This is a genomic window from Marinobacter sp. L-13 (assembly GCF_056857715.1).
This window is the reverse complement of sequence record NZ_JBSXNQ010000068.1, coordinates 194,122-208,477: the sequence shown is the minus strand read 5'-3', so window position 1 is coordinate 208,477 and position 14,356 is coordinate 194,122. Positions and strand designations below refer to the sequence as shown.

Below are 14,356 nucleotides of genomic sequence, written 5' to 3'. Positions count from 1 at the left end.
CATATCAAAAGAGGGCTTGGCCCGGGCCGGGCGCTGCCGCGCCTTCGGCCAATTAATCACATTATCGGAAAGTCACCAATAGTATGCTAACCATTGTGATAAAAACAGATACGGAAGTAAAAACAAAATTGGGGAAAACCGAAAGCAGCGTCAGCTCGCCTGACGCTGCTCTTCGTGCATTTCCTCGACTTCAGGAGACTCGTGGAACTCGGTATTTCGTGGATCCATCTCGGCAAGCACCGGCGAGGCCTCCGGCATGGCTGGCACGAAGTGCTCCTGATCCGCCACGGCAACGTCTTCGGTATGGCTGATCCGATAGCTGGTAATCACCGCCAGCACCAACAGGAAACCGGCATTGCCGAAAAACAGGCCTTTCGGTCCCAGAAGGTTGATCAGCTCGGCCATGACAACCGGCCCGATGACACTGCCAACCCCGTAACTGAGCAGCAGCGTGGCGCTGGCGGCAACGATGCGGGTACTTTCCATACGGTCATTGGTGATTGCCACCGCGACCGGATAAAGGGCGGCCGAAAGGCCGGTGAACAGACCGACCAGCAGGGTCAGCAACCAAGGGTTGGCAGCCCCCAGGACGCCAACACCACCCGCTGCGGACGCGGCCAACACGGCAATCCAGAACATCACCCGGCGGCGGTCGAAACGGTCACAGAGCCGGCCCAGCGGCCAGGCAAGGATCATGGCCGCGACAATGGCACTGGCCATGAACGTGGATGTCCTGGCAACGTCCAGCCCGACCAGGGTTGCGTACACCGGCCCGAGCGCATAGAAACCGCCAATCATGACGCCGCAGATCACGGCACCGGCAACACCGGTGAAGGACTCCCTGGCCAGGGTAAAAAATGAGATGCGCTGGACCTGTTCAATGACCGGCGCCTCCATTTTTGTCAGTGCCAGCGGCATCAGCGCCAGCGCCAACAGAATCGCGGCAATCGAGAAAGGCATGAAATTGGCGGGGTCGCCGATATTCACGATGAGCTGGCCGCCGGCGGCGGACAGATAGAAAACAATCTGGTACACCGCAAACAACGCACCGCGGTTGGCATTGGTGGCACGGCTGGAGAACCAGCTCTCGATGACCACCAGCACACCGGCAATACTGAACCCGGAGAGTACCCGCAGAACAGCCCAGAAAATCTCGGAAACGGCCATCGGATAGAGTAACGACGTGACAGCGGCAGCGGCGGCAAACACCGCGAACGCCCGGATATGACCAACCCGGCCGATAATTCGGTGAACGTAGAGCGTACCCAACACAAAACCGATGGAATAGCAGACCAGAATCCAGCCGATAATATCCGGCGATATCGCCTCGATACTCAGACGGATGCCCAGCAGTGTCATCAGGAATGCATTGCCGCTGACCAGCAAAATAATGCTTAGAATCAGGGCAGACAGGGAGGTGACCATTCGGGTCATTACAGCGGCTCCGGGCGTTACAGGGTATTCTGGATTGAATGACAGACAAAATAGCAGCAAGTCCCGGACTTTGCCGGCGACGTATTAGATCAGTAGCGGGAAGTGAAGCCACTAGGCACTTCCCGAAACCCGTTAACTGCATCACAAAAACCCGCAAAGGCCGCCGTGTAGCGGTTTAACAGGGTTTTACATTAATGCGCCGTAACAGACCATGAGTGCCGGAGCAGGTAACATGAAAACGAGCTATTCATTGGACCGTGAGCGCCTGGTTATGAAAAAAACGGACTGGCCCATCCGCTGGGATCTGCTGCTTCGCTATCGACTTATCGAAACGATTGCCCTGTGGGAAGGTCGTCTGACTACCAACCACATCTGCCACAGTTTCGGGATCGGTCGTCAGCAGGCGTCCAAGGATATCAACACCTATCTTCGCGAACTGGCGCCGGGCAATCTGGTTTACGACCGTCACCTGAAAGGTTATGTCCCGGCCGATAGATTTCGCCCGGTGGTCACCCGAGGCGTGGTCAATGAATATCTGGACCTGCTTGCCCGCCAGCAAAACCTGAGCACCACGTTTGAATCCCTGAACATTGGCCTGCCGGACAGCACCGTGGTCCAGGGTCCGAATCGGGTCATCGCGCCCGAAACCATGCGTGCGGTGGTGACGGCAACACGACAGGGAAGACAGCTGCGGGCCAGCTATGCCTCCCTGAGCCGACCGGAAGCGGTGGAAAGCATACTTGAGCCGCATACTCTGGTTTGTGCCGGCGACAGCTGGCATTTGCGGGCATGGTGCGACTCAAACCGGGAATTCCGGGATTTCGCCCTGAGCCGATTCCGGACCTCGCCGGAGGCCCTCCGGCAGCGCGCCAGACACACCCGGGACCAGGACGAGCACTGGAACCGGCAGGTTACCCTGGTGGTCACCCCGGATCAGCGCCTGACCCAAGCCCAGCAAGAGATCATTGCCCGTGACTACGGCATGGAACATGGTCGGCTGGAAGTTGCTACCCGTGCCGCGCTTGCCCCCTACGTGCTGTCACGGCTCGGTATTACCTTCGACAATCAGCACCCGGATCCGCTGGTGCAACAGCTTGAGTTGGCCAATCCCGACCAGTTGGGATTTGGCAGCAAACGCGAACAGGCCCTCAAAGCCGTTGCCGGCCTCAGCTAAACTGCCAGTGTGAGCTCTGGGACCTGGCGGTATGTCTTTCTCGGCGTTCTGATTCTGTCATTTCTGCCCGCAGCAGGGAGGGCAGAATCGGCCTGTGGTGATCCCGCAACGCCCATTTCCCGGGTCCAGGGCACTGGACCGGCCTCACCCATGGCAGGAGCTACCGTCACCGTCGAGGGCATCCTGACCCAGGATTCCCGGGCAAAGGGCGGCTTTGGTGGTTTTTACCTGCAGCAAGCCGACCATCAGACCGACGGGAATCCCGCCACTTCCGAAGCGCTGTTTATTTACACCGATCGTGAAATCGCCGATGTCGGCATGCGAGTGCGGGTAACCGGAAAGGTGAAGGAATACCACGGGCTGACCGAACTGGTGTCGGTTCGGAGCATCCGGGCGTGCGGGCGTGGGCCGCTTCCAGCGCCCATTGCCATCACCCTGCCCTGGGCCGTCGATCCGGAACATCTGGAGAACATGAGAGTTACCTTTCGCCAGCCCCTGACGGTGGTGGACAACTACAACCTGGCTCGCTACGGCGAGCTTGGGCTGGCGGCCTCAGACCAGGTCCAGCCTACGGAATACCTGCCCCCCGGCAAAGAAGCACACCGGGCATTCACCCGGGCCGGGGCAAACCGCGTTCTGCTTGATGACAACCGGTCCAGGAGAGACCCCCGCCCGGTACCCTGGCCCCCGGGCGGCCTGTCTTCGGCAACCGTAAGGGCCGGGGATCAGATTAAAGGGCTCATCGGTGTGCTGGATTTCCGCTTCGATGCCTGGCGGCTCCAGCCCTCTCAGGAGCCGGCTTTCCTCGCCACCAATCCCAGAGAAACCGCACCCGGGCCGCGGCATGAGGCTTCGGTGCGGATCATGGCTCTGAACCTTGGTAATTTCTTTAACGGAGATGGCCGGGGCGGCGAGTTTCCAACGAGTCGCGGGGCCGGGACACCGGCGGAATTCCGGCGCCAGCAACAACAACTGGTGAACACACTTCTGGCCCCCGATCCGGACATTCTTGCGCTGACCGAACTTGAGAACGACGGCTATGGACCGGCAAGTTCCATAGCGGAACTTGCAGAGGCCTTGGGCGGCACCTGGTGGTTCGTCAGCACGCCCGGCCAGGACGGCGATGACGAGATCCGGACCGGCCTGCTCTACCGCAGCGACCGGATTAGCGCGGTTGGCTCGCCAGAACGGCTTGCCAAAGGGCCATTTGAATCGGGAGGCCGGCCTCCCCTGGCTCAGGATTTCGGCCGAACGGACGGTGATGCTACCGTTCGGGTCATTGTTCCTCACCTTAAATCGAAATCCTGTCGGGGCGCCCGTGGCGATAATCAGGACCAGGCCGATGGCCAGGGCTGCTACGCGAGCCGGCGGACCAACGAAGCGAAAACACTGGCGGCCTGGTCCGGCAGCGATACCCGCAGGCACCATTCAGTCGGCACCCTGATAATCGGTGACCTCAACAGCTATGCCCGCGAACATCCCATCGCAGTGCTGGAGCAGGCAGGTTTTACCAGCATGGTGCACCATTTCCATCCCTGCACCGAAAAGATCTGTGGTCACTACACCTACCGTTACCGTGGTCAGAAGGGCTCGCTGGATTTCGCACTCGCCTCCGAGACCTTAAAACCAAGGGTTACGGGCGCCTGGAGCTGGCTGGTGAACGCCGATGAGCCCCGGGTACTCGACTACCGGAGCGATCACCCGGCATCCGGCCGGGGACCCTGGCGATCCAGCGACCATAATCCGGTGATTGTCGACCTGAAGCTCTGACTTTCGACGCCCCGTCACGGGCAATCTGTTGCCCATTCGCCGACGTCCACGGGCACTGTGGCCAAGGCTCCGGATACTGGTCCCGGTAGACTGGTGGTCAGACCCAAAACCGGTGATCGCTGACAACCATGAGAATTCCTGCCCCCAACTTCTGGCCCGCTGCCCGCACGGGACAACGATTACTTCTCCAGGCCCGCCGCCATGAAACCATGGTCGATGGCCACAAGATGGTTTTCCTGGAACGGGGATCGCCAGGTGTCGGCCGCCCGACGATCGTCCTGATTCATGGCTTTGCCGCCATGAAGGAAAACTGGGGGCTGTGGCTGCAAAGACTGCCAAGACGCTGGCATCTTCTGGCGCCGGATCTGCCGGGATTCGGGGAGAGTGATTACCGGCCGGAGGCCTGCTACCGCTACGAAACCCAGGCCCGTCGACTGGCTCAGTGGCTTGCGGGCGTTAACACGGACAACATCCATCTGGCCGGCAGCTCCATGGGTGGCGCGATTGCCGCAATACTGGCCCACACACTGGATCCGGCGCCCCGCTCGGTGACGTTGCTCAACAGCGCCGGCATCCCCGAACATAAAGAGGCAGACATTCACGCCCCCCTGAAGCCTGACCGGGATGGCATCCTGATTCCACGGGACTGGAAAGGCGTCTACCGCATGTTCAACAGTGTTGGCACCGGCAAGCCCACGGTCTCCGGACTTGCCATGGCCGGCCTTCTCGGACCGGATCTCCTGGGCCGCACCGAGGCCCTCCGGCATATCTTCAGTGACATGGTGGCAGACGCGCTGGCACCGGCCCGCTACCTGGGCCCCGAGACACCACCACTGCAGGTTCAGTGGGGCGACCGTGACGTGATTACCCCGACCCGCTGCGTTGACTGGTTCAGCTCGGCCACGCCTCAGGCAGAAATCCACATGTTCCGGGGTGTCGGACATCTTCCGATGCTGGAAACGCCCGGGCGATCTGCCGCAGCCCTGGAACACTTCGTCCGCCGTCATGGCCAGTGATCGATCCGGATGCTTCCTGCCAACCGGCCGATGATTGGCCTTTCAGGCCATTTATTCCGTCACCGAAGTCATGGGGCAACGAGCCGCGAGGCGCCATAATCGTCGAAACCAAGCGTTCTGCGACATAACAAGAACAGAATCAGACGAGGAAATCCCATGCGCGCCTCCGTTTCAACGGCACAGGACCTGGGCATGCCGGCCATCTACCTGCATCTTCTGGCCGAACTGCTGAACACCATCGGTGTTGACGAACAGGACCTCCTCCTCCGGGTCGGTCTTGACCCGGTCCGCCTGCAATCCACCGATCGGCGGGTGAGCCAGACCCAGGCCAGCGAATTCGTCACCCGGGCCATTATCGAGAGCGGCGAACCGGGGCTCGGTATCATGCTCGCCAGGGAGCTGAAGCTGCCCCTGCACGGCGCCCTGGGTACGGCCGTCATGAGTAGCCGTACCCTGGGCGATGCCATGGAGCTGATGACCCGATACCTGACGCTAAGGGTGCCTCACCTTCGGGTCTGCAAACGGGAGACCGGCAACCTGGCCTGGTACGTTGTGCATTGTGATATCGACCTGGGGCCTCTGCACGGCTTTATCATGGATGCCATGCTGTTCGGTTGCGTTTCCATGGGGGCACAGTTGACAGGCTCGGTCATTGACGGTTTGCGGATTGTTCGCCGGGGAACGGAGCCGGCCTATTTCCAGCGTTTCCGCTCACAGATCCCGGTGCCGGTGGAATTCGGCGCTACGGAGAATGCCCTGGTGATTCCGGTTGGCCGTCTGAGCCTGCCCGTGCGCTTCACCGATGATCAACTGGCGGCCTCGTCCAAAGCCCAGTGCGAGGAGGCGCTGCGGCAGCTGACCGAAGACGCCGGATTTGCCTGTCGCGTCCGACGGGTAATCGAGACCAGCCACCCCTTCCCGCCAAAACTGGCCAGGGTAGCGGCCACCCTGTTTGTGTCCGAGAGAACGCTCAAGCGGCGGCTGCAGGAAGAAGACGCCAGTTTCCAGCAGCTGGTAGATCAGGTCCGCCTGGAACGGGCACAGGATCTGCTCCGCAGTACCACCATGAATCTGAGCCAGATTGCCGATGCCCTCGGTTACGCCGACGCGGCGAATTTCACCCGGGCTTTCAAGCGCTGGACCGGCAGCAGCCCCAGCCATTACCGAATTTCGCAACCCGGCCCCGGGCTGATTACCGCCAGGCGGGCACTGGCCACGGGGTAATCAGTCGATGCCGATGATCTTGTGCATTTGCAGGGTCAGGCGCCACTGCGGATGCGCGAGACAATAATCGGTGGCGCGTCGGGTATTGCTTTGTTTGATCTCATCCACAGCCGTTTCCGGTATCGAGGGAGAGGCCATCGGCGACAGGAAATAATGGCTTGCGCGAATGCCCAGGAATCGCTCCGGCATCGCCAGGGGCTGGGGATAGACCAGCTTCAGCTCGTCACAGGCCTCAAGCACCACCGGGGCATCGGCTTTCGGACTGACGCAGAGCCAGTCGATGCCTTCGGGCGCGGGCAGGGTACCGTTGGTCTCTACCCCTACCTCGAACCCTTCCCGGTGCAGAGCCTCGATCAGGGGAGCATCCAGCTGCAGCAGGGGCTCGCCACCGGTGCAGACCACGTAGGGCTTGCCGGGTGCCTCCGGCCAAAGATTGCGTATGTGACGGGCCAGTTCCTCCGGGGTTTCAAAGCGACCACCATTCTGGCCATCAGTACCGACAAAATCGGTATCACAGAAATTGCACACGGCAGTGGCGCGGTCCTTCTCGCGACCGGTCCAGAGATTGCACTTGCTGAAACGACAGAACACGGCAGCACGCCCGGCCTGGGCACCTTCACCCTGCAACGTGTAGAAGGCTTCCTTGACCCGATACATCAGCTTGCCGCCTCGTAGTCCAGGGGATCTTTGACACCATTGGCAGCGAAGGCTTCCAGTCGTTCAACACAGGAGCCGCAGCGTCCACAAGCCCGCTCCCGGCCGTTGTAGCAGGTCCAGGTCTGTGCATAGTCCAGTCCCAGGCGCAGGCCTTCAGCCAGGATCTGACCCTTGTCCATGGTCATGAAAGGCGCCTCAATGCCGACCGGCTCGTAGTTGGCCACGCGGCAGACCGCGTCCATTTTATCCACAAACTCCGGGCGACAGTCCGGGTAGATAGCGTGGTCGCCACCATGAGCTCCGTACCAGACGGCGCCAGCACCTGCGGTCACGGCGTAACCGGTCGCCAGGGACAGGAGAATCATGTTTCGGTTAGGCACCACGGTCGCTTTCATGCTGTCTTCTTCATAGTGGCCTTCCGGCACATCGATATCCGAGGTCAGCGATGAGCCGGCCATCACCTCACTCATGGCGCGGATATCGATCACCTTGTGGGGTACACCCAGCGCTTCACAGACCGAACGCGCGCACTCAAGCTCCCGGACATGGCGCTGCCCGTAGTTGAAGGACAGGGCATGAACCTGGTAGCCGCGCTCCCGGGCCAGATGCAGCAGGGTGTAGGAGTCCATGCCTCCGGAATAGATAACGACTACGGTGTCTGTCATTCGGGCTCCCCGTATGGTGCGGTTCGGATTTGGCTGGTTTACTGTCGCGCCCGAGGCCTGTTGCTGTCATCGGGCTTTTACAATGAATGGACATATTGTAACAGTGCAGGAACAGGTTGGGTTCGCGTCTCGCTTGCGGGGCGGGTAAACTCAGCGAAAAACAACTCATCAGCTACACTGACTCCATGACCACTATCCAGCCGGCATTCATCGATTTCGAGGCATCAAGCCTTGATCTGATCGCGAGCTACCCCATTGAGGTGGGAATCTGCATGCCGGATGGCACTCTCCACAGCTGGCTGATCAGCCCCCACGTGCTGTGGCAGGACTGGTCACAAAGCGCTGAGCAGATTCACGGCATTTCCCGCGAGACCCTGGAAGCGGATGGTATTGCGGTGAGCGAAGTCGCCAGTGCCCTCAACGAACTGCTGCCGGAACAGGTGTTTTGCGATGCCTGGACCTTCGACAGTTTCTGGCTGCACCGTTTGTTCAAGGCCGCCCGCATGACGCCAACGTTTCAGCTTGAATCCATTTCAGCGCTGTTGGACACGAGGCAGGTGCGCGAATGGTCAGCACTTCGCCAACAGGTGATTACAGAGCTTGGCCTGCCTGTGCATCGGGCCGCAAACGATGCCCTGATTCTCCACAAGACCTGGGAACGGATTGCGCCGAATCAGGACGAACTGGCGCCGTTAACGGGTCAAACCCGGCAGGCCTGACGCATTCCCGGTTGATCAGTGCCTGGCGTGACGGACACGCAGTGCGATGACCTCGAGACCATCCCGAAGGGTATTCAGCGTCCAGTAGGTCACCAGGGCCATGAGCGCGGCTCCGGTCACGGTAAACACCAGATTCTCACCCACGACCTGCTCCTGCGCGACCAGCAGGTAAAGACCAAGTGCAATAATCAGGGCGAGTTCAATCAATGCGTGGGAACGGAACTTTTTACTGGCAGATCCGGCTTCGTCGGACATTTTGCTAGGTTTCAACCTCTGTCTGTTGATGGCGATTAATCGAATATTAGTGTGCGAATTATCGCCGGGACAGGCCGCAAAATCTGTAAGAAGTAATGGCTACGAAGATTCCACTACCCAAAAAAAACGCAGCCATAGAGGCTGCGTAGAAAGGAGAGATCCATCGACTGCCTGGCGCGGCAGGCAGTCGGGATTGCACAACGTAAAACACGTGACGGAAAGAATTATGCCAAGCGCCCCTGGAGGCCGTCTGTAGGGGTTTGCCGAAGAAGCCGGGCTATTGCAAACGGCCCATTAGCCTATACACTGGTAGTCGAACCGAAACATAAGAGCCGGTATGACCAGAATGATTCCACAGTTCAGCGCTTACACAGCAGCAGGTTGCCATGCAGGGCAGTCTGTCCGCGCGATGGTGAAAGACATCTAACGGCTTTCGGTCAGTCCCGGGAGCCTATGTAGCGACCGGGTCAGCTTCTCCGCGAAACCCCGGTCGCTTCAGGCACCGGGGTTTTGTTTTTGCAGCCGCAAAACGACAAGGAGAACATCATGAAAAGACATCCGACAACTCGCGCAGCAAACCAGCCCATGAACAATCGCCAGGGCCCGATCAAGCGTCCGGAGAAGCTGCCGCTGCTGGATGCCATCTGCAAAAAACTTAATCAGCGCGTCAATCTGGATGACGAACAGCGGGTGCTGGGAGTGTATGAGCGGGGCTGGATCTTCAAGGGCGTCCTGGGCAATATGAACGACGCCGAGGCAAGGTACGTCAGAGCATTGGCGACCCGTTACAATTCCTGGATTGCCCGGCAGGTCGCCTGATTCAGAAGCCGCGTGTCTGAACCGGTCAGTGGCGCCGGTTCAGACCCTGCATCATCGCCATATCGCCGCCGTGAACCATGGCGTAATTGTTGACCACATCGTGTATTTTTTCCTGGGAATAAGGCTTGACCACGTAGCCGTTAGCGCCGGCACTGATCGCACGCTGAATACTCTCGATCGAATCGTCCGCCGTCACCAGCACAATGTGCTGTTCCTCACGGGCGTCCTTGAATTCCAGCATCAGTTCGTGCCCATCGCCGTCCGGCAACCCCAGATCCAGCAGGATGATGTGAAATTCCCCGGCTTTGAAAGCCGTCCTGGCGGAAGCTGCGTCAATACACTCGATCACTTTGGTTGCGCCAGCGTTGTAGAGCATATCCACGAGCCGCTCTCGCATCACAGGCTCATCTTCCACTACCAGCACTTTCAGATCCGTCATGTGGGTTGCTCCTCTCAAACTGTCGGGTCGTTGCCTGTGCGCCGTGGCAGGTCCAGCGGCGCTGGTCGGGGCTCGCTCATGTCACTGTAGTCAGAGCGTGGCGAGGTCTCCGGATTGGCCGTCGTCCCGTCCTCCATGCCAAACCGTGTCAGTATATTGCTGATGCTCACAGCGGTTGTGTAGAGGGATATCGCAATAATCAGAAGGATCGGCTGAACAAAGGTTACAAAACCGGGTACATCCGCGCTTCCCAGTATACTCAGGATCAGAATGATTGCCGGCCCCAGCACCACGAAAAGCGTCAGGGCGATGAAGAAAACAATGCGCTCCTTGTAGCGCCCGAGCTCCCGGTTGGTCACGAGACCGAGCACGAACTTGCCGATAGCCAGACCGGCAAGGATAGCGGCGGCGATGCTCAGGTCCGGTCGCAGCAGGGTTTCGTAAAGCCGGCCTTCCCACAACCGTTGCATACCGATAATCAGAAAGGGAAACAACACAAACAGGATGTCGGCATAGGTACCATACATCATGCTCAGGGAATGGTGTTCTCGGCGTTCCGGCAGCTCACTCATCGGGTTCTTCCTGTTGGTCATACTCACACACGTCAGCCTGGCGTTTTCGCAGCGGCGAGGGCACGGTCTATCATTTCACCGAGTTCCTTCAGTTCGCTGCGAACACGTTCCCAGTCCGGCTCAGTGACTTTCAGCAGCTCTTCCAGTATACCCGCCTGTCGGGTCATCAGCGGATAGCCCATGGCACCCGCCGTGCCCTTGATCTGGTGGGCTTCGGTTTTCATTGCTTCACGATCTGCGTCCGCCAGCGCGGCATCCATTCGGGTCCGCCGCGCGGCAAGCCCATCAAGAAACTGTGCCACCAGGTGGGCAATTTCAGCGTCTTCGCCGGTATCCGCGGCGAAAACGGGGCCCGTGCCCAGCAGCCGATCCAGCAGGGCCGTCAGGTGGGACTGATCAATGGGCTTGTTCAGCACGCCGTCACATCCGGCCTCAAGCAATGCATCGGTTTCCTGCTGATCGCCGGCTGTAAAGGCAATCACCGGCCGGCGGAACCCGGCCTGGCGCAGCAACCGGGTGGCATCAACACCATCCATTCCCGGCATGTGACGGTCCATCAGCACCAGATGAACCGTATCGGACAATGCAGTCCGAACCGCGTCCTCGCCGCCGGTCACTGCCACGACGTCCAGACCTTCCCGGCGCAGCATACGCTCTACCAGCTGCCGGTTTTCGGTGTTGTCTTCGGCAACCAGCACCTTGCCCTGATAGCGTGAGGTTCGTTCATTAGCGGAGGCCGGCGTCACCGAAAGGTATCGTCCCAGTGTTTCATAGAACCGCTGCTTGTCGATAGGCTTGGCAAGGTGCTCATTGCAGCCCGCCAGCCGATAATCGGCAATGTCTTCGGACATCACATTGGCGGTCAGGGCGATCACCGGCGTATTCACTCCGGCCTCGCGCAGGGCCGCCGTGGCATCCCGGCCGTTCATCACCGGCATCTGGATGTCCATCAGTATCAGATCAAAGGGCTCGCGAATCGCCAGTTCCAGGGCTTCGGCGCCATTGCTCACATGAACCAGTTCCGCCCCGGTTCGCGACACCAGCAGGGACACAAGCCGCCGGTTTACCTCGTTGTCTTCGGCACACAGGATGCGCCCGGACAGACTCGGCGCCACCACCATGGGTATGGCCCTGCGGCGCTGGCTGAGCTCCGACGCATCGCGCAGGAAATGGACCTGTTCCAGTGGCCCGGTCCGGATCGACAGCTCAAACTCGCTGCCCTCGCCATAGGTACTGTTCACCCGGATACTGCCACCAAGCATTTCCGCCAGCCGCCGGGAAATACTGAGCCCGAGGCCGGTGCCGCCGTATTGCCGGGAAATCGCGGCGCTGCCCTGGGCAAAGGGATCAAACAGCCGCCCCAGCTGTTCCGGCTTCATGCCAATGCCGGTATCCACCACCCTGGCCACCAGCAATTCCTGCTCGCGATCACAGCGGACCACCAGGGAGATCGACCCTTTGTCGGTGAACTTCAGGGCATTGCCACACAGGTTGATGATGATCTGTCGCAGGCGGGTCGGGTCGGTACAGACCTGCTCCGGCAACGGGTACTCACAGATGACGCTGAAATCCAGCCCCTTTTCCCGGGCCCGGGGGGCAAAGAAGGCGCGGATTTCATCGAGAAGTTCCGGCAGATTGACCGATACGATATCCACATCCAGTTTGTTGGCGTCGATCTTCGAATGGTCGAGAATGTCGTTGACCAGATCCAGCAAATGGCGCCCGCTGCGCACCACGGTCTCTGCGCTGCTTCGTTTCTCCGTTTCGCTGAGATCCGGCTCAAGCAGGGTTTCACCGTACCCGATGATCGCCGCCAGCGGTGTGCGGATTTCGTGGCTCATATTGGCCAGGAACTGGCTTTTCGCCTCCGCGGAATTGCGGGCAAGCTCCTTCTCGAGACGCTCCTGCTCGCGCTCCCTCTCGATCCTCAAGCGATTGTGACTTTCGGTGGCGTCGATGCAGGTGCCTTCCAGATGGGTCGGCTCACCCTCGGTGTCATACACCGTATGCAGTGAGATGGTCGCCCAGCGCTCGTCACCGTCCCGGGTAAGGTATCGGGCCTCAATGCCCTTGACCGTGCCCCGGGCCTCCAGCTGCTCGATCACCAGCCGCCGCAACCGCTCGTCGGCGATGCAGGTTTCCAGTACGTCCGGGTTCCGCTTGAGCAACTCGCGGCTGCTGTTATAGCCCAGCAGGCGCGCCATGGCGGGATTGGCCGTGACAAATCGCCGGTCCGGCGACATCTGGAACACGCCCTCGATGGCGTTATCGAACAGCGACTGGTAACGCTGAAGGTTCGACAACGCCCGCTGGCTCCAGCCCAGGGCCTCGCCCTGGACCTGCTTGATCCTGTCTGCGAGGGCAAAAGAAAACAGGATAATCTGCGCGGTCAGACCAAACTGGGGTGAGTAAGCGGTGAAGGTGTTCAATGGCAGTATGCCCATCACCGTCAGGGCATAGATACCGAAGCCCACCAGCGCCAGTGTCCAGGCGAAAAAATAGGAACGGGCCGCCGGATTGTAATAGCGCCAGGACAGGTAACTGACCACGATCAAAATCAGGCTCAGCAGAATGGAGCCAACCACAATCCATTCCATGGCCACGTGGTAGGGCAGGAACAGCGACAGCACGAAAGTGGCAACCACCGAATACAGGCACAGGCGGATGACCTGATCAAGATCGGCCGACCGTTCCCGGGTTTCAAGCAGCGACCTTGCCATCAGCAGGCCCCAGAACCAGGTCAGAATGATCTGGAAGTGCAGGAACTGCTTGTCGAACAGAGCGGGCCGGCTGTCGAGAAGCTGGATACCGTGAACCTGTTCGGTGAAGATAAAGATGGCCGCAAAGACCAGGTAGAGCACGTAATAGATGTTGCTCCGCTCGCGCACCGAGACCGCGACAAACAGGTTGTAGGCCAGAATGGCGAGCACCGCGCCCAGCAGGATGCCCCGCACCAGTTCATCCACCGACACTTTTTCAATGTAACTGTCCGGGTGCCAGAGGCTGATGGGCAAACGGAAGGTGTTGGTGTTGACCACCCGAAGATAGACGCGATTGAGGGTATCCGGCGCCAGGGACAGGCGGAAGGTAGGATTGGGAACCGCCAGATCCCGCTCCCCCCAGTTATCCTCGTAACCGGCCTGGCGCTGTTCAACCAGGGCGCCGTCGCGGACCATGAACAGGGCGACCTGATCGACCAGGGGCAGGGCAAGCTCCAGGATCCATCCGTTCTGGTCGAGGTTACCGTCTGCCCGCAGATCCAGGCGCACCCAGTATGCGGACTCGGTGTAGCCGAAGTTCAACACGCCGCCTTCGTGGCGGGTGAAGGCACCCGATTCCAGTTTGCGAACCTCTTCCAGAGTCAGTGCCTGCTCCGGATCCTCGAGGTACCAGATACAGCCACCCAGATCACGGATACTCTCGACACCGCCATCCAGGACAATCTCGCCATCACGGCAGGGCCCGGCTGCACTGGCCGAGGACGGCGTCATGGCCGTGACCAGGAGCAGCAGAACTACCATCAAAGACGTCACCGCCGGGGGCGCCAATTCAAGCCGTTGCCGCAAAATGTGATCTCCGCGAGGGTAGATACCTGTTTTTTGTTTTACTGTC

General features: G+C 59.9%; 13 protein-coding genes. 6 read left to right on the top strand and 7 right to left on the bottom strand.

The genetic code is table 11. The annotated features are described in order from the left end of the window. Positions 1-150: 150 nt before the first annotated feature. Positions 151-1,434: an MFS transporter gene (locus AC13DD_RS20125; RefSeq protein WP_482931649.1), complete on the bottom strand. Its 1,284-nt coding sequence runs from the start codon at positions 1,432-1,434 to the stop codon at positions 151-153. 271 nt (positions 1,435-1,705) lie between these two features. Between AC13DD_RS20125 and AC13DD_RS20120 the strand changes: the two genes are divergently transcribed. The 4 genes from AC13DD_RS20120 to AC13DD_RS20105 all read left to right on the top strand — a co-directional run bounded on the left by AC13DD_RS20120 (position 1,706) and on the right by AC13DD_RS20105 (position 6,618). Then, positions 1,706-2,608 carry a helix-turn-helix transcriptional regulator gene (locus AC13DD_RS20120; RefSeq protein ID WP_175497395.1) on the top strand — a complete coding sequence of 301 codons (903 nt, stop codon included), beginning with the start codon at positions 1,706-1,708 and terminating at the stop codon, positions 2,606-2,608. 150 nt (positions 2,609-2,758) lie between these two features. Then, a complete protein-coding gene (locus AC13DD_RS20115) occupies positions 2,759-4,378 on the top strand; it encodes an ExeM/NucH family extracellular endonuclease (RefSeq protein WP_482931648.1) in 1,620 nt (539 codons plus the stop codon). 128 nt (positions 4,379-4,506) lie between these two features. Further along, on the top strand, positions 4,507-5,394 hold the full coding sequence (locus tag AC13DD_RS20110) for an alpha/beta fold hydrolase (protein WP_008176813.1): 888 nt from the start codon (positions 4,507-4,509) through the stop codon (positions 5,392-5,394). Positions 5,395-5,550: 156 nt separating this feature from the next. Beyond that, complete coding sequence (locus AC13DD_RS20105) at positions 5,551-6,618, top strand: AraC family transcriptional regulator (protein ID WP_008176811.1); 1,068 nt, start codon at positions 5,551-5,553, stop codon at positions 6,616-6,618. Here AC13DD_RS20105 and queE read toward each other — a convergent pair whose 3' ends face one another. Continuing rightward, entirely contained in the window at positions 6,619-7,275 is a 657-nt protein-coding gene (gene queE / locus AC13DD_RS20100; RefSeq protein ID WP_008176809.1) for a 7-carboxy-7-deazaguanine synthase, read from the bottom strand. Beyond that, positions 7,275-7,940: a 7-cyano-7-deazaguanine synthase QueC gene (gene queC / locus AC13DD_RS20095; RefSeq protein ID WP_008176806.1), complete on the bottom strand. Its 666-nt coding sequence runs from the start codon at positions 7,938-7,940 to the stop codon at positions 7,275-7,277. The genes queE and queC overlap by 1 nt, the downstream gene beginning before the upstream one ends. A gap of 185 nt (positions 7,941-8,125) precedes the next feature. On the opposite strand from queC, the gene AC13DD_RS20090 reads away from it, so the two are divergent. Beyond that, entirely contained in the window at positions 8,126-8,659 is a 534-nt protein-coding gene (locus AC13DD_RS20090) for a 3'-5' exonuclease (RefSeq protein ID WP_039882176.1), read from the top strand. 15 nt (positions 8,660-8,674) lie between these two features. Here AC13DD_RS20090 and AC13DD_RS20085 read toward each other — a convergent pair whose 3' ends face one another. Then, on the bottom strand, positions 8,675-8,914 hold the full coding sequence (locus AC13DD_RS20085) for a hypothetical protein (protein ID WP_008176800.1): 240 nt from the start codon (positions 8,912-8,914) through the stop codon (positions 8,675-8,677). Positions 8,915-9,460: 546 nt separating this feature from the next. On the opposite strand from AC13DD_RS20085, the gene AC13DD_RS20080 reads away from it, so the two are divergent. Next, complete coding sequence (locus AC13DD_RS20080; protein ID WP_041645887.1) at positions 9,461-9,733, top strand: hypothetical protein; 273 nt, start codon at positions 9,461-9,463, stop codon at positions 9,731-9,733. A 25-nt stretch (positions 9,734-9,758) separates the two neighbouring features. Here AC13DD_RS20080 and AC13DD_RS20075 read toward each other — a convergent pair whose 3' ends face one another. Genes AC13DD_RS20075 through AC13DD_RS20065 form a run of 3 tightly spaced genes read right to left on the bottom strand, consistent with a single transcriptional unit; the run spans position 9,759 to position 14,265 of the window. After that, positions 9,759-10,172 carry a response regulator gene (locus AC13DD_RS20075; protein ID WP_008176796.1) on the bottom strand — a complete coding sequence of 138 codons (414 nt, stop codon included), beginning with the start codon at positions 10,170-10,172 and terminating at the stop codon, positions 9,759-9,761. A gap of 14 nt (positions 10,173-10,186) precedes the next feature. Further along, the gene (locus AC13DD_RS20070) at positions 10,187-10,744 is read right to left on the bottom strand and encodes a hypothetical protein (protein ID WP_008176794.1); all 558 of its coding nucleotides are present in this window, start codon (positions 10,742-10,744) and stop codon (positions 10,187-10,189) included. Positions 10,745-10,776: 32 nt separating this feature from the next. Continuing rightward, complete coding sequence (locus tag AC13DD_RS20065; RefSeq protein WP_482931647.1) at positions 10,777-14,265, bottom strand: response regulator; 3,489 nt, start codon at positions 14,263-14,265, stop codon at positions 10,777-10,779. Positions 14,266-14,356: the final 91 nt, after the last annotated feature.

Excerpts from the sequence above, each read along its gene's own strand:
- queE (WP_008176809.1), bottom strand. The coding sequence starts at position 7,275 with ATGTATCGGGTCAAGGAAGCCTTCTACACGTTGCAGGGTGAAGGTGCC.
- AC13DD_RS20075 (WP_008176796.1), bottom strand. The coding sequence starts at position 10,172 with ATGACGGATCTGAAAGTGCTGGTAGTGGAAGATGAGCCTGTGATGCGA.
- AC13DD_RS20065 (WP_482931647.1), bottom strand. The coding sequence starts at position 14,265 with ATGGTAGTTCTGCTGCTCCTGGTCACGGCCATGACGCCGTCCTCGGCC.
- AC13DD_RS20105 (WP_008176811.1), top strand. The coding sequence starts at position 5,551 with ATGCGCGCCTCCGTTTCAACGGCACAGGACCTGGGCATGCCGGCCATC.
- AC13DD_RS20115 (WP_482931648.1), top strand. The coding sequence starts at position 2,759 with ATGGCAGGAGCTACCGTCACCGTCGAGGGCATCCTGACCCAGGATTCC.
- AC13DD_RS20070 (WP_008176794.1), bottom strand. The coding sequence starts at position 10,744 with ATGAGTGAGCTGCCGGAACGCCGAGAACACCATTCCCTGAGCATGATG.
- AC13DD_RS20080 (WP_041645887.1), top strand. The coding sequence starts at position 9,461 with ATGAAAAGACATCCGACAACTCGCGCAGCAAACCAGCCCATGAACAAT.
- AC13DD_RS20110 (WP_008176813.1), top strand. The coding sequence starts at position 4,507 with ATGAGAATTCCTGCCCCCAACTTCTGGCCCGCTGCCCGCACGGGACAA.
- AC13DD_RS20090 (WP_039882176.1), top strand. The coding sequence starts at position 8,126 with ATGACCACTATCCAGCCGGCATTCATCGATTTCGAGGCATCAAGCCTT.
- AC13DD_RS20120 (WP_175497395.1), top strand. The coding sequence starts at position 1,706 with ATGAAAAAAACGGACTGGCCCATCCGCTGGGATCTGCTGCTTCGCTAT.
- AC13DD_RS20085 (WP_008176800.1), bottom strand. The coding sequence starts at position 8,914 with ATGTCCGACGAAGCCGGATCTGCCAGTAAAAAGTTCCGTTCCCACGCA.
- queC (WP_008176806.1), bottom strand. The coding sequence starts at position 7,940 with ATGACAGACACCGTAGTCGTTATCTATTCCGGAGGCATGGACTCCTAC.
- AC13DD_RS20125 (WP_482931649.1), bottom strand. The coding sequence starts at position 1,434 with ATGACCCGAATGGTCACCTCCCTGTCTGCCCTGATTCTAAGCATTATT.